Source organism: Aliikangiella coralliicola, assembly GCF_007004725.1.
Taxonomy (GTDB): domain Bacteria; phylum Pseudomonadota; class Gammaproteobacteria; order Enterobacterales; family Kangiellaceae; genus Aliikangiella; species Aliikangiella coralliicola.
In genome coordinates this window covers 343,371-364,388 of record NZ_ML660165.1, presented here as the reverse complement: position 1 = coordinate 364,388, position 21,018 = coordinate 343,371, and the positions used below count along the sequence as shown (strand labels likewise).

The 21,018-nt window shown below is 41.6% G+C and carries 13 protein-coding genes; 6 read left to right on the top strand and 7 right to left on the bottom strand.

Annotation, left to right across the window (positions count from 1 at the left end; genetic code table 11):
* Positions 1 to 95: 95 nt before the first annotated feature.
* A complete protein-coding gene (locus FLL46_RS14855) occupies positions 96 to 4,040 on the bottom strand; it encodes an InlB B-repeat-containing protein (protein WP_142932069.1) in 3,945 nt (1,314 codons plus the stop codon).
* Between the two features lie 594 nt (positions 4,041 to 4,634).
* Here FLL46_RS14855 and FLL46_RS14850 point away from each other — a divergent pair.
* Positions 4,635 to 5,387, top strand: coding sequence for a hypothetical protein (locus tag FLL46_RS14850; RefSeq protein WP_142932067.1), 753 nt, complete (start codon positions 4,635 to 4,637; stop codon positions 5,385 to 5,387).
* 128 nt (positions 5,388 to 5,515) lie between these two features.
* Here FLL46_RS14850 and FLL46_RS14845 read toward each other — a convergent pair whose 3' ends face one another.
* From FLL46_RS14845 to FLL46_RS14835, 3 genes are all read right to left on the bottom strand, one after another.
* Positions 5,516 to 5,818 (bottom strand): hypothetical protein, encoded by a 303-nt coding sequence (locus FLL46_RS14845; protein WP_142932065.1) that lies wholly within the window; start codon positions 5,816 to 5,818, stop codon positions 5,516 to 5,518.
* A 187-nt stretch (positions 5,819 to 6,005) separates the two neighbouring features.
* On the bottom strand, positions 6,006 to 7,316 hold the full coding sequence (locus FLL46_RS14840) for an isochorismatase family protein (protein ID WP_142932064.1): 1,311 nt from the start codon (positions 7,314 to 7,316) through the stop codon (positions 6,006 to 6,008).
* A 329-nt stretch (positions 7,317 to 7,645) separates the two neighbouring features.
* On the bottom strand, positions 7,646 to 9,748 hold the full coding sequence (locus FLL46_RS14835) for a Bd3614 family nucleic acid deaminase (protein ID WP_168204176.1): 2,103 nt from the start codon (positions 9,746 to 9,748) through the stop codon (positions 7,646 to 7,648).
* 357 nt (positions 9,749 to 10,105) lie between these two features.
* On the opposite strand from FLL46_RS14835, the gene FLL46_RS14830 reads away from it, so the two are divergent.
* A complete protein-coding gene (locus FLL46_RS14830) occupies positions 10,106 to 12,094 on the top strand; it encodes an alpha/beta hydrolase family protein (RefSeq protein ID WP_142932061.1) in 1,989 nt (662 codons plus the stop codon).
* A gap of 95 nt (positions 12,095 to 12,189) precedes the next feature.
* Here the strand turns inward: FLL46_RS14830 and FLL46_RS14825 are convergent, their stop codons facing one another.
* The 3 genes from FLL46_RS14825 to FLL46_RS27850 form a co-directional block, all read right to left on the bottom strand.
* Positions 12,190 to 12,516, bottom strand: a complete 327-nt coding sequence (locus tag FLL46_RS14825) for a hypothetical protein (RefSeq protein ID WP_142932059.1) — start codon at positions 12,514 to 12,516, stop codon at positions 12,190 to 12,192.
* Positions 12,517 to 12,795: 279 nt separating this feature from the next.
* Complete coding sequence (locus FLL46_RS14820; RefSeq protein ID WP_142932058.1) at positions 12,796 to 13,359, bottom strand: hypothetical protein; 564 nt, start codon at positions 13,357 to 13,359, stop codon at positions 12,796 to 12,798.
* A 186-nt stretch (positions 13,360 to 13,545) separates the two neighbouring features.
* Positions 13,546 to 15,459 carry a DUF2817 domain-containing protein gene (locus FLL46_RS27850; RefSeq protein WP_142932056.1) on the bottom strand — a complete coding sequence of 638 codons (1,914 nt, stop codon included), beginning with the start codon at positions 15,457 to 15,459 and terminating at the stop codon, positions 13,546 to 13,548.
* Between the two features lie 530 nt (positions 15,460 to 15,989).
* Between FLL46_RS27850 and FLL46_RS14810 the strand changes: the two genes are divergently transcribed.
* The 4 genes from FLL46_RS14810 to FLL46_RS14795 all read left to right on the top strand — a co-directional run bounded on the left by FLL46_RS14810 (position 15,990) and on the right by FLL46_RS14795 (position 20,858).
* Positions 15,990 to 17,174, top strand: a complete 1,185-nt coding sequence (locus FLL46_RS14810; protein WP_142932054.1) for a nucleoporin Nup88 family protein — start codon at positions 15,990 to 15,992, stop codon at positions 17,172 to 17,174.
* A 3-nt stretch (positions 17,175 to 17,177) separates the two neighbouring features.
* A complete protein-coding gene (locus FLL46_RS14805) occupies positions 17,178 to 19,427 on the top strand; it encodes a hypothetical protein (protein ID WP_142932053.1) in 2,250 nt (749 codons plus the stop codon).
* Positions 19,427 to 20,194, top strand: coding sequence for a hypothetical protein (locus FLL46_RS14800; RefSeq protein WP_142932051.1), 768 nt, complete (start codon positions 19,427 to 19,429; stop codon positions 20,192 to 20,194). The genes FLL46_RS14805 and FLL46_RS14800 overlap by 1 nt, the downstream gene beginning before the upstream one ends.
* Positions 20,195 to 20,357: 163 nt before the next feature.
* Positions 20,358 to 20,858, top strand: coding sequence for a protein-tyrosine phosphatase family protein (locus FLL46_RS14795; RefSeq protein WP_142932049.1), 501 nt, complete (start codon positions 20,358 to 20,360; stop codon positions 20,856 to 20,858).
* Positions 20,859 to 21,018 lie beyond the last annotated feature (160 nt).

Below are 21,018 nucleotides of genomic sequence, written 5' to 3'. Positions count from 1 at the left end.
ACGTTTAGTTTTGCGATCAAACAAAAAAAGCCTTACCGATTTTTTTCATGTAAGGCTTTCTCTGTCTGAACAAGAGGTGAGTTTTAAGACTCAGTTTATTGCGGAGACTCTGTATAAGCGATTCCACTTTCCCCGTCAGCATAGAGAGCTTTCACTGCGTATCCTGAGCAGCTACCTGAGTGATTGTAAACCAACTCAGTCTTACCTAATGTAGCCAGTAGGGTATTACCAGAAGAAACACAGATAACTTTCCAGCCGGTAACAGCGTCTCGGCGCGAACCACTTAAATGCTCCCAGGCAACGCGGTTTACCTGTCCTTTATCTTTAACTCGAACCACTAAAGGTGGGATATTCGGGTTGATATATCCCCAGAAATATTCGGACATTGATTCACCGTTTGCAGTGGCACCTCGGTTGCCGCTAATGTGAATTGTTCCGCCTCCTACTTTTAATGCTTCCGGGTTATCATAGCTGCGCATTTTAGCGGCGATAATATCTTCACCGCCAATCGGCCAGCGACGCACATTGGTTAGCTGATCGTAGTTCGAATCGCCATAGAAAGTATCTGAGCGTCCTCGGAAATAAAGCAGTGACTCAGGTAGATACTCAGGCATATCGCCAACATCTGATTCACCTTCAACATCTTTTTTTGCTACTGATGCAGGGTCCAGCACAACATCATTGCCGTCAAAGGCGTCACGCGTTTGATTGAATGATTCGGCTAATCCAAAGAACGAATTAAAAACGTGAGTTTCTTTATCTGCCTGAAGTAACAGATTGGCGCAATAGCCTGTTTGTGGCGTACAAGTACCAACAGAGTCATAAGATACAATGTGATCCCACACGTGTACTGGCCCTGCTTTTTGATCCATTAGTGAAAGTGACAGGTCGTTATTAACCGCCAGCAAACCTTCTGTTTTTAACGTCGCATCATCATACTCGCAGCCAGTTGCGGGGTAAGCTTCGAGACCGGCGTAGTTTTTGTAGTGAGGTGCGGCGATGGCCAATGAGTCGAATACCGTATTGTCCTGGCTCAGGTGAGCCGAGTCACAATAATTGCTGAATCCACCATAAGGTTGATCACCTTTGTGCTCATCCAGTCTGACGAATGAGCGACGAGTGATGGAGCCTGAAGTTCCGTGGGTCATGATACCGTATCGATTGTGTCCCCAGTCGTAGCTATTCTGAAATACCGGGTTACCGTCGTTTAATCGCATACCTGCATTTGAACATTGGCCTGCATCTGCTTCTTCAAAGTTTGAACAGGGGAATCCCCATGTTCCGGCTCCCGCTGCACCGACAAAGTCGAGCAATAGTCGGTTAATTGTGCCAATACTGGTAACAGAAGATCGCTGCACGTTTTCAATCTGAAAGCCAACCAAAGCAACATAGGCAATGTTATCGAGTTCAAACGCATTTTTCTGTTTTCCGATATTTTGATTGGCAGTGCCTGAAATGACTGCTCCGCCGGGAGAGCGAGCAATCAGAGTGCTGAACTGATTGGCCGAACCAGAAGTCGGCGCCGATCTTTTAAATGCGTTTTCATAGGTTTTATCGCCGGCAACTGAAACCGGGTAAACACCATCAGGGAAGACGATAGTGTCACCACTGGTCATGGCTTTACCTGCAACGCCAATGTAAGGAGAAACACCATTCTCACCTGCAACAAGTAACTGACTGCTGCCAGACATGTCAATGTGAACAACCATTGATGCGTATACGCTTTCGGTGTAGTTGCTGCATTTAATTCGAATATGGAAACCGCGACCAAAAGTGAGTCCGTTGGTGTCCCAGGTAATTGCACCGGTTTCAGAATCCACTTTGACATCGTCGTGTCCCATATCTTTACGACAGATTGTAACGTTGCCACTGATTTGTGGTTGATATTGGAATACATCGCCATGATCAACTTCATGTAGCCCCATATCAGCAATTGAAAGTGCGCCACTCGAAGCTGAGAAAGTTGCTGTAACCATTTTGTCTGAGTTCATGGTTAATGCGCATGGATCTTTACCTGAGCAACCATCGCCAGTCCATCCATTAAATTCATATCCCTGCGCTGGTGTTGCAGTGAGGGTCACACTGGTATTTTCTTGATAATTTTCTGAGCAATCACTACCGCAGTCGACTCCGTTAGGCTGAGATGTGACTGTTCCACCAGTGTTGGTGCTGATAGATAATGTGTATTCCTGCGGAACGATTTCGGTAAAGGTCGCTGTTGCCTGACGGTTTTGAGTCATCGACAATTGACAGGCTGCAGTGCCAGAACAGTCACCACTCCAGCCGCTAAACTCGTAACCTGATTCAGCTGTCGCAGTTAAAGTTACGCTGGTGTTTTCTTCATAGTTTTGCGAACAATCACTTCCACAGTCGATTCCTGCGGGCTGAGAAGTGACTGTCCCGCCATTGCCGGCTGTAATGGTTAGTGTGTGTTCCTGTATTGGAATTTCGGTAAAGGTTGCGGTGGCCTGACGGTTTTGAGTCATCGACAATTGACAGGCTGCAGTGCCAGAACAGTCACCACTCCAGCCGCTAAACTCGTAACCCGATTCAGCTGTCGCAGTTAAAGTTACGCTGGTGCTTTCTTCATAGTTTTGCGCGCAATCACTTCCACAATTAATTCCTTCTGGTGTTGAAGAAACTGTTCCTCCCGTTGTCGTGGTGACGCTCAGGTTGTATTGAGCAGGAGGAATTTCGCTAAAGGTTGCTACTGCCTGTCGGCTTTGACTCATAGTCAATTGACAAGTTGTTGTGCCTGAGCAGTTACCGCTCCAACCGATAAACTCGTAACCATTGATCGGTGTCGCCGTTAATGTTACTTGCGTGTTTTCCAGATAAGTTTCTGAACAATCATTACCACAGTTTATTCCGGCAGGATTGGAGACAACGCTTCCGCCTGTGGTAGCTGTAACATTTAAACTATATTGAGAAGGCGCGATTGCAGCAAAGGTTGCTGCTACTTGAAGGTTTTGGCCCATTGTTAACTGGCAAGTTGCGGTGCCGGAACAGCTTCCACTCCAGCCACTAAATGCATAACCTTCAGCTGGTATTGCTGTTAATGTAACAATTGTGTCTTCTACGTAGTTTTCGCTGCAGTCTGATCCGCAATTGATGCCTCCTGGTTGAGATGTAACAATTCCACCAGCAGTAGCGCTAACGCTCAAAGTATAGTCGCTGGGCGGAGTAATTGGAATAAAAGAGGCTGACGCTCCTTTGTTTCGGCTCATTTTAATTTGGCAGGTTGGTGCAGTTCCAACACAATCTCCATTCCAGCCGTTAAATATATATCCGGGTGCGGGGTCAGCGGTTAATGTGATGTTAGTATTTTTATAAAACATTTCCGAACAGTCGCTGCCACAATTAATTCCTGCAGGTTCTGATATTATTGAACCTCCGCCATTGTTCATTACTGCCAGCGTATATCTTTTGCGTGAAAAATTTCCCTTTGCCTGCCGGTTTTCAGTCATTACAAGTTCACAGCCAGAAGTGCCGGTGCAGTCATTTTCCCATCCTTCAAAAGAATAATCTTCATCTGGTATAGCGGTAAGTAAAACAATGCTTCCCTCGGCGTAAGTATGTGAACAATTCTCACCACAATTAATTTCCCCCGATTGAGAAGTAATTGTGCCACCTTCAAGTCGCTCAACAACTAAGGAATAATTTTTTGAGGTTTGCTGCTGCTCGAAAGTAGCTCCGACCTGTTGTGTTTGCTCCATGGTAATTTCGCAAACCGAACTGCCGCTACAGGCGCCAGACCAGCCCGAAAAGGCATAACCTTCCTGTGACAGGGCGGTAAGCGTTACTGCCGTTCCGCTGTCATAAGATTGCGTGCAGTCATCACCGCAGTTAATATTGGTGTCATCTGAAGTGACATTGCCGCCGATTCCGTTATCATTAACCGTAACGGTCAAAGTGTATTGTGTTGAACCGTTATCTTCTCCTCCTTCTCCACCACAAGCGACTAGAAAAAGTGATAAAAAAACTGCGCCAATATAATTGCTGAGTTTAGTGGTACTAACAAATAGGTTGTTTAACAACATAATAAATCCGGAAAAACTTTGAATAAATACTTAATGAACTTTCAATCGGCAGGGTAGGTTATTCCTGCAGTTTGAGAGTGTGATGCAGTTAAACTTTCTCCGGTCGTACCAGTGTTTCTGGAGAAAACTTGTGAATTGATTCACAGGATCTTTCTCTGTATTTGATGATTCTTAATCACAAGTTTTTTCTTTGAGATTTTTTGTTGTTGGTTGTTTTTTTTAAATAAATATAAGAAACTTTTTTATCTCGTTTTTTTGTTATAAAAAAGCAAGACGAATTAAATATATAACAACTCAGTTGCAGTACTTGATAAATAAGTTGTTGCTGTTTTGTTTATATGTCTTACGCTTATTAGCTTGTTGGCTATTTTAAGCGATATGCTGGTAGTGATTTAGATTGGTAGAAAATACCATTTCGCCCAGCGATTCATTTGAAAAATAAAGAGTGCTCTATCCATACTTTATTTATTTCCTACACCCCAGATATAGGTTTTCTCCACTTACATTTCACTATCATTTCACATTCATTCGTTCATTATTAATTTATCAATACAACTAGTTTGTTCGCTGGTTATTATCATCGAGAAGGAAAAAATGAGAGAAACTACCCTAACTTTGACATTGTGGTTTGGTTACTTTATGGCTTTGTACTTGCCATTAAAGACTACCGCAGCAGATTTAATCGAGACCGAAATACCACTTTATAAAAAGCAAGTTGAAACCAGTATTAAGCAGTTTGAAGACATGGATAGAAAGCGTTGGTCATTCAAAGTGGTTCGATATGAAGATGAAGAAGGAGATGTAACTACTAGTACCGAGGTGTATACACCCAATGAAGATAAATTTAAACGGTGGTCGTTACTCGAGTTAAATGGCAAAACGCCAACCCAAAAGCAAATAAAAAAATTTATTAAAAAGAAAGTTAAGGCTTCTAAGAAGAAAGATGACGATAGTGCTAACTATTCCATTCGTCTGAGAGAACTTATTGATATCGATAGTCTTAACTTAACGAACGAAAACGAGACTCACAAGACGATGTCTTTTGATGTTTATATTGAAAAACTAGGGGACGATGCCATTGGTAAGTTAGATGGAGAGTTGACTTTTAGTAAGCATCAGCAGTATATCGACTCGATTCAAATCACCAATAACAGTGAGTTTTCACCAGTGTTTTCGGCGTCGATCACCGATTTTAAATTAGTTTTTAAATTTAAAAAAATGAAGAATGCTATTTTACCGGTTGAGAATTCAATGGATATGAAAGGGAGTTTTGCATTCTTCACTGAGATTGATGAAACATCGAATGAACGGTATTCGGATTATGTCTATGTAGAGCCGAAAGAGTGAGTTTGATATTAACAATTGGAGGTTTGCGAATAAAAATCTTAGTTAGACAATCAGCTTGTTTCGCAGCTCATTGACTTCCACCCGATGAAAAATGAAAGAGACTTTCAGTCTCTTTCATTAATTCAATACTAAAGCGGATCGTATTGAATAACTTTGCAATAGCCCCCTGGCGCGTGAATATCTACATAAATAGCAGCTCTCTTTTTTCCCGCGAGATGCATAGCGAGAGCAACTGAAACCATGGTTTTATTTTCCTCAGGAATAAGCATCCAGCCAGATGTTTGTTTGCATCCTGAAGGCTTCCCTGTGTCTAAAATAATAAGCAAACCTTCTTTAATGCTTGTTATGTTAGTGACATTTCCATCTTGAACTGTTTCAGCTGCAAATGTGATTGGCGAAAATAGTGTTAAAACTAACAATATATACTTCATTATATTTTTCCTTAAATAAAAATCTTAGTCATACGAGAGCATTATCAAACACTCCCGGGCAATTATAAATGAATTAACTGTTTCCACGCTATGGAACTTAAACTTTTTTGAATGGCAAATTATTAGCTACTTGCCAAAGATTCCTGACGTCAATACAAGGACATGCCGTCAGGTAAAAAAGATCAAACTAACGCAAGCGTGGATAAACCTCAGGTATAAGGCCTTCACCTAATTCAATCATTTGCCAGTAGGCTGCTTTTTCTTCTTCGGTGAAATCACCTAACTGTACCTCCACGTACATTTCATAACCGTTAGATTTTTGGCTGCTTGGCACTGCTCCCAGTTGATAGGCATAATCTAGATAATGAACAGGATCGACATCTTCCCCCATTAACGCATCTTCAAGAATGATAGGAGTAATGCCTGCCTCAGTAAATTTTGATACAGCATCGAGTAACTCTAGTTGTGAAACCACGCCTGATATAACTGCTTGGGATTTATTCTTTGCTTGCATGTCAGCAATGACGTCTTCAAGCACTTCATAACTGATTAAGTCGGCATTTTTCCGATATTGTGAAGTGTAGGCTTTACCTTTAGCATTCAAGTGAAAACTAGGCAACTTACTAAATAAAAATTCTTGCTCCAAGCCTAAGCTGATTAACCTTGGTTTAATCGCTGCTTTGTTATCGTGCACAGCTCTTGCCAGATTTCCGTCGTCCATATTGAAATTTACCATTGCCATTTGATGGCGATCTCCTTGATGAAGATCGTCACGTTGACCTACCGCGTACCTGGGACTGTATACCAACTCATCATCGGTACTCATCGATTCAATGATTTCGTTTGTAGTGGCTAGTTTAACGCCCGCTTGTTGCAGGCGCTTAAAGGTAGCACGCTCATAGATTTCTGTAGAGAAGGTTGCGTCGCTGGCTAGATAAACGTCAAACCCCATTTTCTTTAAACCTAGTGCTGTTTGCATAACACATACGTCAGTTTCCGCGCCTGCAACCACAATACGATTAATGCCAGCATCTAACCAAGCTTGCATAGCACTGCTAATGCCGTCTTCTAAAGTGGAATTAAAAGACTGCTTAAAAAAAGATTGAGTATTTTCATCGAGAGCTTGTTTTATACTTTCAATATACGGTGAGTATTCCAAACCCCACTCAGTGTTATAAGCTTCATATGTAATGGTTGTGGGAAAGTCTAAGTCATTCGCCGACTGCGCCAGTTGAGCGATACGTTCAATATTGTTGTGCAATTGTGGGTCAATATTTTCCGGAGGTACTTCAAGGTCCGGATACCAAATGTTGACCCAAAATTCTTCGCTATCCATGACATAAGATTTTTGAGAGTCAATAATTAATAATCCCGTGTTATCAGTTTTAAACTGAACCTGCTCGCTCACTTTGGTTTCGGAGGCTAGTTGTAAGTCATCAACCCATTCGCATGCTGACAGTAGCAGCGTCAAAGGGATGAGAAAAAATATTTTTTTCATGAGTCACCTGTTTATTCCTTGTTGTATTGGTGGTGAAATAATCCGCTGATTTTCAGGTACTGTCAAATTAGCTTTTTCTTGTATAATAGGATCCGAATTTAATTATTCTTAACTCGCTTTTTTGTAATCTATAAACTCTTTTATAGATAGTTTTGTTTGAGAGATATGAATAGTTTTTTGTGAGATATTTTAGAAAAAGTGGAAAATTTGATTAGATTAAATCTCGATATAGGATGTTTTAATTTCTTTCAGTGAAGCCTAAAGTTTTTTACTTTTTCTTCTTTTCTGAAAAGCGTTGCTTGATAAGAAAGCTAAACACGATTTTATTGTCACAATTCCTCTTCACGAATAAAAATCGGTTCGAAGTGACCTCCGGTATTCCACAATCTTAACTTCGTGTCTCCACCAAGGTCGAGGGTCTCTGGCGCCTGTAGCGTTGTACCAAAAGTCCAATAGCCTTCGATATTATAATCTGTTGCCGTGACACCGGGAATTAATTCCAAAATTCGTCTCGCGTGCTGATGTATCGACAAAAAGTCCATTGGGTTGGTGAGGTTCTCTTGAATTAGTTGGTTACGAATGATATTAAATCGATGAGCTCGCTGCTGTGGGTTTAATGTTGTGGTTAATTGGAGCAAAGAGTCAATCAAACAATTGTGCCCGGCTGCGGAGGCTTCGCCGATAACCCAGTTTGCATGGGCTTCTGTTAACGCTGGACGATGATCACTCGGTAGCCACTCTAAGGGATTAAAACCACTTGAACTGCTTGAACTACCGAGGCTAGCGATCCCCAAACAGATTTCCAGGCTACTTAGCGCAGCGAGCGCTCCACTCTGCCTGATTTTATCATAGAGTCCATGAATAATGTCGTTTAAGTGCTTTTCCGCCGCTGCCTGAATTTTTTTGGGCAATCCGTGAATGACATTTGATGCAGCTAAAACACGCTCATCAATTCTGAGTTTTCGGTTAAAGCGGCTATTCGATCCTTTCGAAGAAATAGTGTCAGATCCTGAGAGTATCAAACTCAAATTGACAATATAATACATAACATTGTCCATCATTAGGTTAATCCGCTTTTTGTGCATCGGCGGTCGTCCGTCTTGAACATACTTAAAAAGCTTACGCGCCATCGTCTTTCTGACCAAGTCGTTAAAATTTTCTGACTGGCTTTCCAGAAATTTGACAATAGAAGGATTTTTGACGAATTGCCTTGAGACTGAAGAAAACTTCGAAAAGGAATGCGAAGAGCTGGGTTGGCTAAGTTCTCGTTTCCTTGCTTTATATTGTGCCCAATTACGATCGAGTGTTGCCGATGCACTGACTGAAACTAACCCTGCCTTTCGTAACTTTGGATAGTACTTCGATTGATTGTAAAGTTTTATTGGTTTAATGCCATTTTTTCCATCAAGTTGGATTTGCCGAATGTCACTTCTCATAGGCAAGTCTAACGGTGTGTTGTGAGCGTGCCGTCCATCATCATTTTGATTATAAATCACGGTGACTTGTCTGCCGTTGCAATAATCGTGAGCCATACCTGCGCACATCCAACAGGACTTCAGCGTTGTATAAATGATCGAGCCCATTGGTATCTGACCTTTATCACAGTTCTCGCATCCACCACACTGGCTGTGGTAATAGTAGTATCGCTGCAACATGCTCACTTCGGCATGAAATGTCGGGTTGCAATGAGAATTGTTGAGGCCCCATGAAAGCACTCGCCCGTCAGGTGAAACTAAGAGCGAGGCTATTTCGTGGCCGCTATGCTCAATATCGAATCCTAATAGTGCGTAGGCGAACAACATATACATTCGATGAGCATTCGTTTTAACCAGCGCATAGCGACCGCTGGTAGTATTGAGAGCGCTGAGTTGAACTCCACGTGGCGCATATTGGTTGATCTGTTCATAAAAATCCGCCAGATTCATGTGCCGACCGTAAACCAATATATCATCAATATCTTGTCTGAAAACCGGTAGAGCTTCCGAATAAACATTCGGAGGCATTTCGCTTAACGATTTATAGGAAACGTCAAATTTTTTATGGTGTGATGGATTTAAGAAGCTGAGCATTGCCCATGTTTGACGAGGAATTGTATGTGGATGAACACCATAAAAAGTTAATGAGCCAATGCCGCTCATGCCAAAAGTTTCTGCCAGATATTGCAGCAGGTTAATGACTGCGTTCCATGGGGCGGCTCCAACCGGGCTAATGGAGTAAAAGTGACGAGGTTGATAAACCCATAGTTTTCCCTTTTGAGCTGGAATTGGGGATTTAATGCTTCTTAATTGCATGGTCACGTATACCGTTCGTTTCGTGTCCAGCTTTGGAAGCGTTAGTACCTTTTTGCTACTTGAAACCTTAGCGAGTTGAATGGAGACTGATTTTTTACAAATACATTCTGATATTGGTTTAAGGCATCTTGGGCAAGTCATAGCCATCCTTGAAAAGTATCTGATAAAAATGAATAACCGTTGTTGGTTACATTATTTTTAAAAAATTTTGATTCAGGTTAGCATGGTGAAACTTTGACCAACATTACACTCGATTACATTGGATTAGCAGGAAAACATTGATAACATTCATGTTGTTAATGTTGAGTGAAGAAAATTGATTATTGGAAGACATTCCTGAAATCAAAGTCTGGACGGCTTAATGTTAAGGTATTGCTATTTCACCGATGAAATGTGCCGTTGGTGTTAGATATCTGTGTGGAATAATCAGAGAATAAATGTCGGCTGAAATGTAAGTTTTGTGACCGGCTGGTAGTGGAAATTTTATGGGAGTAAAAAGTGAGTAAAAGTTTGAGAAATTTTGGCAGTTTTTTGGCGAAGGGGTGCGTATTTTTGTTTGTGGTGAGCAGTTCCTTTTTCGCCCATTCAAAACCTACCTTAGAAGACTACGCTGCTCAGACCTCGGTCTCTCTGATGAGATTGTCTCCCAATGGCGAGCGAGTCGCTTTTATCAAAAATTCAATCGATAAAAATGCCATAGTGGTTTTTTCATTGCTCGACAATAAAATCATATCCGGTGCTCAATTAGGCGACTTAAAACCTCGGGAATTATATTTTATTAGTGACCAGGAAATCATATTTGTAGCATCGAAAGTGCAGCGCGTGCTAGGAATTCGCGGTGAATTAGATCTGAGTACTGCATTTGTAATCAATACCCAATCCGGAAAAATCAGGCAGCTGTTGACGCCTGGTGACGTTATTTATCGAGGGCAAAGCGGTCTCGGAGATATTGCTGGTATTACGCCGGATAAAAAATATGCACTCATGCCAGCCTATGTCGGGGTTACCAATAATTTTCAATCGTCGCGTTTGGCCTTGGTTAAAGCGTCACTAACATCACGCAAAAGCCCTAAAATTCTTGATAAAGGAACAACTTCAACTATCGACTACTTTATCAATTCTGATGGCGTTGTTGTCGCTGAGGAGCGCTTTGATAATGATAAAAATTTACATCAGATATTTTCTAAAGTGGGTGATAAGAAAGTAAAGATCTACCGAAACGAAACGACAATCAGGGAAATTGCTCCTGTGGGTTTAACGCCCGATCAGAAGGCTCTGGTTATTCGTGCTGGTGATGAAGATACCGATAGAAAGGTTTTATATACTATGTCCTTGAAAGACGGAAAGATATCTGGCCCAATTTTTAGCCGTGACGATGCAGATATTGAGAGCATTATTTTTGATGGAATTTTCCGAATTGTAAAAGGAGTGAGGTATTCCGGGTTTACACCGAGTTACGAATTCTTTGACAAAAAGCTTCAAGCAAGAGTGTCAAAGATTTTGGCGGGATTTTCTGGCGAGTCGGTAATATTAAGTGATTGGAGCGCTGATTTTAACGATATCATTTTTAGTGTTTCAGGAAGTTCGTCGAGCGGAACATATTATTTGTCATCTTCAGATAAAGCACACAAGTTCTTGGCCAATCTTCGTCCTAAAATTAAAGCCAGGGACATTAACCCTATTGTACAGTTCAGTTATAAAGCGCAAGATGGACTTAACATTCCTGCATTGTTGACGGTTCCTGCCGAAGAAAGCAATACATTGAGTCATTTACCAACGATCATGTTACCTCATGGTGGACCAGAATCTTACGATCGCGTTCGATTCGATTGGTTGGCGCAGGCACTCGCGAGCCGAGGGTACTTGGTTATACAGCCGCAATTTAGAGGCTCGTCTGGTTTTGGTCTTTCTCACATTAAGGCAGGACACGGCGAGTGGGGTAAGAAAATGCAGAGTGACTTGAGTGATGGCATAAAGTTTTTAGTTAAAGAAGGTATAACCGATCCTAATCGAGTTTGCATTGTCGGTTGGAGTTATGGTGGTTATGCTGCGCTTGCGGGAGCGACATTAACGCCTGAACTATATCAATGTGCGGTTTCCATTAATGGCATTAGTGACCTGGAACTGATGATGAAAAAGGAGAGAGCAGAACATGGCCGAAAACATTGGGTTTTTTCTTATTGGAACAGCCTGATAACCGGAAATGAAAAGGGGGATGAAGCTGTGCTAGCGAAATCATCACCGATTAATTTTGTTGCCAAGGTTATTGCGCCAATCATGCTTATTCATGGAAGTAGAGATCGCGTTGTGGACATTGAACAGTCAGAGCGTATGTTAGAAGAACTGACTGAACTTAAAAAGCCTGTAGTATTTCGACAATTTGAAGGTGAGGATCATGCGTTATCTAGCAGTGAAACTCGAATAGATGTGCTTAAAATGTTAATTAACTTTTTGGACCAACATATTAAGACTAAACAAAAAAACTAAGGCTTATCGGGCATTTCTGAACTGATGACTTATTTCAATAATATGTATCCGTTTAAATGGATACATATTATTTTCACCTCTGTTGTAGTATTAGGTTACTTTATCGTGTGAATTTTTTGTGCAGCCTTTTGATAAGCTTCCTTTTTGGCGAGATAGGTATTAAACGCTTTTACGATATTCTTTGTAAGCCCTGGTGTTTTCAACGCTATCGCTGCAGACTCTGTAACAATTTGGGTTGTATCGGTCTTATCTAACCACGCGTAACCGATCATTACAACTTTTTCAAAATCAATACACTGTTGGTCCGAACAAAACTTACTAGCCTCTACCATGGCTTCATATTCTTGTTGCTGTGCATTGATGCTTGTTGAAAAGACAAGTGATAGTGCGAGAGTTAGACTAATTTTATTGCTGATTTTCATAACCGTTACCTCTGAGTAATTTAAACTAGTAAAAATGTTTTTGAGAAAGTTACATAAACAAGTTACGTTGCAACTAACATTACTAATGCTAACTAGTAAGAACTCTCCTCTCAATTGGGAAATTGAAGCAAATTGTCACAAATAAATTAAAGAGTGATTTATTGTGATAGAAAGTCAGCGTTAATTCATTGACAAAATATTAGAAAAAGTGAATTTAAAGATGAATGGTATTTGACAATGGAGTGAACTTTATTGGCTTTGACAGGTGGTGGCCCGTTATTATTCTTTAAATCGATCCATGTCTATCAAATCTATTTTTGACATTCTTTCAAAAATGCCTTGATATTTTGACCAGCTATCCGATGGAGAACCTGCAACAGTAACACCTACCATATCCGTATCATCGTTCCAGAAAAAAGAGTAGAGGACGTGAAACTGAATTACTTTTCCGTTAACAACTTTTTCTTCTTCCAGTTCAAGGCATTGCCTGATAAAAAAGCCAATACTTTCCGGTTCACAAGCTTTCGCACTTATAGCTGCCTTAGCGACTGCGTTGAGGTGATTTTTAACAAACTGTGCTGGAGTCATTTTTGTTTTGTCTTGAATACCAACCATTAATTGAATGGCTAATCCTGTTTCGTAGCCATTTGTTGGCTCTTCTTTGGATATCACCCAAGATAACGACCTGGCGGAACGGTGGCGTTCTTCGTAAAACCAACTAACCGGCTTTTCAATTTTTCCACCTGTTGGTTCTAGAATTTGCAGTACAAATTTCTCATTTGAGTTCGCTATTACATTGAGTGGAAAAAGAAATAATAAGATTAGAAAGCAAGCTCTTGTCATTGGTTAACACATTGAAATAACACCTTGTAATTACTATACCATCATCCGCTTACTACGTCATTGTGTAGTTTGAAGACCTTAAATCATGGAGTCATTAATCTTACTTCATATTAACATTGAACCGTATTTGAACTAGCAAATAACACTGACAACATCCCTGTCGTCAATGCTTATGAAATAAGGGTACTAACAACTACCAACTTTTTCCCAGTAGGTCGAGCCAAAATAAGGATCGTCCGGCGCGTAATACCAAACATTGTATAAAGCCTTATAGCGACTTCCATTGTGACTCACTTCATCGCCGAGATTGTAAAAGGTCGACGAGTTCCACGCTGGAATACCATTACAATCTCCGGGTGGAGGAGGCGGTGGCGGCGTATCTGTTTGATAAGTACCGGTTAAATTGACGTTTGAGAAGTCGGCGTAAGCCACCAGTGAAGCATAGTATTTTCCTGCACGTCGATTAGTGATACTACAGGTTTCTTCATTACCATTTTTGTAGGGGCGACAATCATAGTCGTCTAAGGTTGGCGCACTGCCAAATTTAACGTAAAGATCAGCGTCGCCACTTCCGCCAGTGATAACAAAATTCAAACTGCTAGTGTCGGCTGGAACATCAAGTGTATAACCTTTTACTTCATTTTTAGCGGCGCTAACTGTTACCGGCTGGCCGTTAGTGAGTTCATTGTCTCCGGGAGGCGGTGGTGGCGGATCGCCATCTTCAACAAGCGCCACATTAAGTGTTGTTTGATTACTGTTATTTGTATTCACATTATTAAAAGTCTGGCTTTTGTATCCAGGGGCAGTGACTGTTACAGTGTAATTGCCTTGCGGTAAAATTCGATAGTAGCGGCCATACTTCGATTCACTTTGATAGTCTTTTCTCGCGCCACCTGTGTCTATCTGACTGACTTTGATTGTCGCCACGATAGCTTGACCTGTATTAGCGTCAGTAATTTTTCCGGTAATAGTCGACTTTAAAACACGGCTCAGGAAGTTCACTATCGGCTGATAGTTATCTCGCGCCAATTGATTGGTTGTCGAAATGGGCGGGCTATGGGAGGTTCCTAACTCCTCGCCGAGACAAATAATTCCATGGGCACCATACTCATAGTCAATACTACCACCAAGAATCCGCCCGAATAGATTATACAATGTGTCAACACGATAACCGCCCATTGCACGACCAATCATATTACCGAGCTCTTTAAACACTGCAAGATCTTGAACCGACTGTGATGTATGGGCCCATGGATACATCACCATTCTTCCGTGGGTGTGCAAGTCGATTCCAGCAACGTATTGCCTTGCTTCCAGGTTATTAATTATTGCTCGAGTCTCGGGTTGCTCGGCTGCTGTGACTTGGTAGTTATTCCACGCTGTGGGATAGTCTCGATTGAGGTCAACATTATTACTATTCGTTCTTCGGTTTGCAGTATGACCATCAGGATTCACCATCGGAATAAACCACATTTGCGTATCATTCACTAATGTTGTGACTTGTTGATCAGAGTTATAGCTATTAACAATTTTATTTAACGCATAGAGTGCAACTTCTGGACTAGGACGTTCGTTGCCGTGAATACCACCAGTAATAAAAGTATTGGGTTCATCTTCTTCTAAAGTCACATTATCAGATACTTTTACCGCCCAAACTGAACGTGAGCCACTGGCTGAATTTCCCAGGTTGATGACTTTAACAATATTAGAGTTGTTACTCTCCAGTTGTCGAATTTCTGCTAGCATCGAGTTATAGGTATGATAAGCCTCGCCATTGACGCCAATCGATTTGAAATTAATTTCCGCCTGTTGATTTGAAAGTAAAATTTCGATTGGAGATTCATTTGCTAAAGCAGCGTATGAAAAGTAGTTTTGTAAATTTTGATAATCAGAGTAACTGGGCAAATATAGGTCGACAAAACCTTTTTCTATATTGTCGAGAGTAAAATCTTTCTTGAGCTGTTCACATAAATTCTTATCACAAGTAACGCGAACACTCGCGGGGAAATCCTCGTCGACTAACGGTGTCGAATAGATTGAGTTGGAAAATAAAATAGCAATTATTATTGGTATGTAAAATACTAATCTAAAATATCTCATGTTGCGCTCCAGAGAAATGTTTTTTGTAGGAATTCGCTAGACCTTTTTATTGGAATTAGCACGTTTTTTTTATTTGGGTGAACCTGCTTTTCAAGAAAACTGGTGGGCTCAGTCTTAGGCTCAAGAAAAAATATACTCGCCTCTATTGCTTTTGCAATAAAGAAGTTTGCTTTTTTAGTCGATTATTAGAAAGTTGCCGCCTGACTTAAAATTAGTTGTCCTAGAATTAAAAAATAATTGGCGTGGCGAATCGAACTTCTTTCAAATGGCCAATAAATCAATATAAAAACATTTTCAAGAAAAGGCGCGAATAGAAAGTGTCTTATGTTTCTTGTCGGAAGAAAAACTACACCTGTGAGTATTTCTATCGATGTAGCGGTTTGAGATTTTGAATGATGAATTTCAGATTTTACTGTTTGAGTTTTATCTCAAAAAGAGAAGTTGTTGCGTTGGGTGACTGGTTTGTATTATAAGAATAGTCGTGCTTAACTTTATCGCAACCCACTCATCCAATAATAAAGGAACCGATAATGCAATGGATTGAAGCTTCTCTTGCATTTGCTGTCACAATGATGGTGTTTTCCACTATCGTTTCCGTCATTATTGAAACTGCCCATCGTGTTTTACGCCTGCGTGAAAAGGGGCTTAAGCGGTTAATGTCGCATATTTATCGTGATGTTATTCAGCCGCGACTATCTCATCGACTTAATTGGGGCGATGGCTCAACAGCTCGTTTTCAAACTGGCATGACCGGGGCGCGATTTCTTCCGGTCGATGAGCAGGCTACCGGGTTAAAAAAATGGGTTTACAACCGGGTCAATGCAAAGGAAATCAAATCACTGACGACACTTGAGTTTATTGAGCGTTTGGCGGAAACGCCTGCGGGCAAAGAGCTGCTTAATGAAACCCGTCAGCGAGGCAGAAAATATTTAGAGACATTTCTTGAAGATCTCGCAAGCAAGTATGAAGACTTCGGCGAAAATGCAAGGGAGTATTTTGCGCGCAGGGCACGATTGTTCTCTGTGATGACTGCTATTTTAGTCGCCTTCGTTTTAAACGTAAACGCAATTCATCTATTTCAAACATTTCTGATGGACAAGGAGTTGCGTCAGGAAATGATTAGCAAAGGTGAGTCTGTTGCTAAACAATTAGATAAGCAATTAGAAAGTCAACGGCGTGAACTTAATCGCACTGAAAATACCGAAGAAAAAGTTATCGATGCTTCTGAGAGTGACCAATCGAAACCTGCACCACCAACAACTGAAGATGAAGCAGAAAAAATTCGAGAAAACTTTGTGCAATTAAGGTCGTTAAAGGCATCGATAAATTCAAGCGGGATTCCAATTGGCTCAGAAACGCGTCCTTGGAATTTATCAGAATGGCAAGATATTGAAAAATCGCAATCTGGCCTTGGTATTTTCTGGGCGAAATCCAGCATGGTTTTTGTTTGGCTTATTTCAGTTTTTTTAACGGGAATACTGATAGGTTTAGGCGGGCCATTCTGGTTCGATATTTTTCGCAAGCTGACTGCGCTCACCAGTGTGGCTCGTGGCTTACAAACAACTGTTCAAAAGGCGAAAGAGGAAGTGAGCGAAACACAGGACAAAAAGAATTTGGTAGAAATATTTGAAAAAGCTGCGAAAGCAAATCAGTTAGGCAACATTAACGGTCGAGTGCTATTAACTTCAGATGGAACTATTGATAGGAGATTATAACTAATGAACCCAACATTATTACTTTTTGGCGTCCAGTCGGTAACTCGTCTGGCAAGAGCTGGTCGTGAAGCGCTAGAACAGTCCGCGCGCGACGAACCAGCGATTTTTCCCGCACTAAAAGCAGTCGACTTTAATACCGAAAATTTTGTTAACGGTTATTTTAACAAGCCTGAAAATTCGAAGTATGTTACCGGAGACGGTGCTGTTTATGCAGAATATTGGGATGGATTTGCAGTTAAATTAGAGCCCTCTTCCATTGATGCACTTTATACCGCTGCGGTCAGTCTGGAAACAGCAAAGGGTGGTAGCATTTATGGAACCAGCACATCTGCCGTTTTAATTAATCAATGGGATCCCAAAAAAGGACCGATTAGTCCCTGGGCCAGAGTCGTACTCACTGCCGGCGATATTGTTTTAGATTATGTGGGTAACAACCCCGGAATTATTGGTGGTGGTAGTGGTGCGGTTCTTGTCTCTGCCTATGCGTCTAATTTAGCCAAACTGATTCCAGATAGCGGTGAGTTTGGTAGCAAAGAACAGTTCGGACAGCGAATACTTGGTGTGTTCTTACGCGCGGGATTAGAAACGCTTTCTGAAAATTCTAGCTGGGTTGCTTCGGAAAAACATATTCAGGAATTAATTACCTCATCGCTACAACCTGTGATTGATCAATTCCCTGATGATCTGAGTGGACAACTTCATTGGCAGGCCGTGACCGATGCTATTGTCGGGCCGGCCGCTAAGGTTATGTTAACGACGGTTGCCAATTCTCCAACAACATTTCTCGGCAGTGATTTTAGTGGCGATAAAGCGTTAGGGGCATTGACCACTGCGTTATTGACTCAGGCTGCAGAGACAGGGCTGGATGAACAATTCACCCAAGAAGGTTTGCTTGGATTGTACCAGGCTGCGTTAGGTGTGGTGGCGGAAAAGCCACAATTGTTTGTTGGAGCCGGCGGTAGAACTCAGGATCAATTTGCCAAAGATTTATTGTCGGGGTTTGCCACAGTTTTACAAAACATGCAGCCACCGTTTGACAATGAACTAAGTACTGAGTTGGTTAAAGTTGCGTTAAGCACTGTCGGTCAGAATGTCCATCGTTTTGCTGACGGCAGTAACGCCTGGGAAAAAACTGCGGCCGATCTGGTCAAAACATTTACTGATTCGTTTAGCGAAATAGTTGGTTCTGGAAAACCTTTAGACAGCGTTTTCTCAAGACCTCAACTGATCGAACTTGGCCGAGTATTATTGACTAATATTTCTGCCTCACCTTCAATGATATTGGAATCAAACAATGCATCGTTGGAAGGAATATTGGTGGCAATTACTAACGCGATGAAAGCCGATGAACATTTGCTGCTATCGGGAAATGACTGGATTGAAATTGTCGCCATTGCCAGTAAAGAAGCGGCGGCCAACCCCGGCCGGTTGTTTGATCTGGATGCCGACAACCCCGATGATATTTTGGCAGGTCAATTAATTACCCTGGTGCTCAATGCCGCGAGCGAGGCGATTACCACCAACAAAGACAAAGCTGTGTTGTTTGGAAATACACTAAAAGAAGCGATAGCAATCGTGTTGCAATCGTCTTCAGGTAAAGCGAAAGAGGCGTTGGAAAACCTGCAGCAGGTTCAACAATTGCTGCAATCGCTTAACGCGTTAGTTGCTGGAAACAGCGGGCAATTTGGTAGTGAAGAGTGGCTAGAATTATTCCAAAGTCTATTAGGAAAAGCACTAGAAGGGCAGTCAGAGCAAGGTGTATTGGTGGCGGTTATGAACGCAATGAATGCCGTTGATGACGCGCTGCTTTCCGGTGGAGACTGGATGCAGATAATCGAGGTTGCCATTCAAGAAGCGGCTGCTAATCCTGGTCGCCTGTTTAACCTGGATGAAGCTAACCCCGATGATATTTTGGCAGGACAATTGATTACATTATTACTTGATGCAGCCAATGAAACTGTGACCGCAAATGGTAAAGATAAAGCTGTTTTGTTTGGCGACACTTTAAAAGAAGCGGTTTCAATTGTATTGCGCACAACTTCAGGCAACGCGCTTGCCGCAAAGGAGCACATTACTGAAATCAAGCAGTTGGTAGTATCACTGAATGAATTTGTGGCCACGAACAATACCCAATATGGAAGTAAAGAGTGGCTGCGTGTTTTCCGCGTGTTGATGGGCGGCGTATTAGAAAACAAAGGCGTACCGCCACTGGTTGTCGACCAAGTTGATGATATTTTAAGGGGAGGGTTTTAATGATGACACTGCAACGATTTTTATTGGTTTTCTTTGTGGTTGCGATGACGGGTTGTACCGCATTTCAACTGCGAGATGCTAACCAGGCGTTGACCATACATTATCAAGCACTTGAAAGCGCCCAAAAAAACGCGCAGTGGCGTATTGCTGAAGATGCTCGCGTTTCGCTGGATAATTTAGCTAAAGATTCTGCCGCGCAAGCAGAAAAAGAAAGTGATGCGCGTAATAAAATTGCATTTTATCGTGTAGCGACCATTGCAACCTGGCAATCTGAAAGTAGTGAATTATCCGGTTATGCTGCTAAAGGCGGAAAACTATGCGACGGTGAAAATTTTAATAAAGCACCAAGAGATTGCAGCATGCTTACGGTTGTTCCAGTATTGGCGGCAGTTGATCAAACCTCTGCAGGGATTAGTCAAGTTGATAAGCAAGCTCGTTCAGGACCGCCTGACGAGCGTCCAAATTATGCACCACAAGCAGAAAAGCTTTTTACTGATTTAAAAAATAACCTCGACATTATTTTGTCTCGACGGACACTTATTATGAGCAGTAATGTTCATCCTGAATTTGTTCTTGAAATGGACAAGAGAATTGAGGATCTGCTCTGCCAAAAAATGGAGATTAACGGCGTCGGACTGTTGAGTACGACAAGAGGAAATGTTCCGCAGGCAGTATGCACGGTTTATAATGCTAAAAAAACAGCCAAACAGGCTGGTTTAAAAGCATCGTGTACGGCCGGCGAAATTGCTCAACCTGCGAATTGTTAAAAATTAATCTGAACAGGCGACCTAGTTCGCCTGAAAAATAAGATACAACTTGAAATGCCAGAGTAGATGAACTTATTGACTATTAGTTGAGTGCAGGTTGATGGTCGACTCCAATAACTTTCGGTTTCACAATTTAAATAAGCGTTACTTATCTTAAGGCTCTATGCTACCAACAACATACAAAGTCATCGAGCTAGAAAACGGTACATTATCAGTGATGGCGAAGCCTGTACCTGGGGAATACATCGACGAAGAATTCACTGGGTTTGCGCGCCTTGGAATAAATAAGATCGTATGTTTACTCGAAGACTGGGAGCAAAAAGAACTTGGATTGGCTTCGGAAGAAAAGCTATGCCATAAGAACGGCATCGAATACCTCTCATTTCCGATACAGGATAGGGGGTTACCAAGTACTGAATTGGCGATAGATTTAGCTGAGACTCTTTATAAAGAAATATGTGAGGGCAATCATATTTCGATTCATTGCAGAGCTGGAATTGGACGTACAGGAATTATTGCTGGCGCTATCTTGCTACAATCAGGGATAAGCTCTACCGAAGCTTTTGATTTAGTTTCTAAAGCTCGTGGGGTTCGGGTTCCAGATACAGAAGAGCAAGTAAACTGGTTGGCGTCGATATGGGCAAAATACCAGACACGCAATTGACAGCAAGTCACTTATAAATGAAATCAACTTTTGATGGCAAATATTTCAGTTTGTAAGTTTTGCAAAACAACGAAAATACTAACAAAGCATTTTTCAAACGACTGACCATTAGCAGAGCGTCCGGTGGTTAGCGTGTAAGGGGGCGTGGGCATGTAAGCCG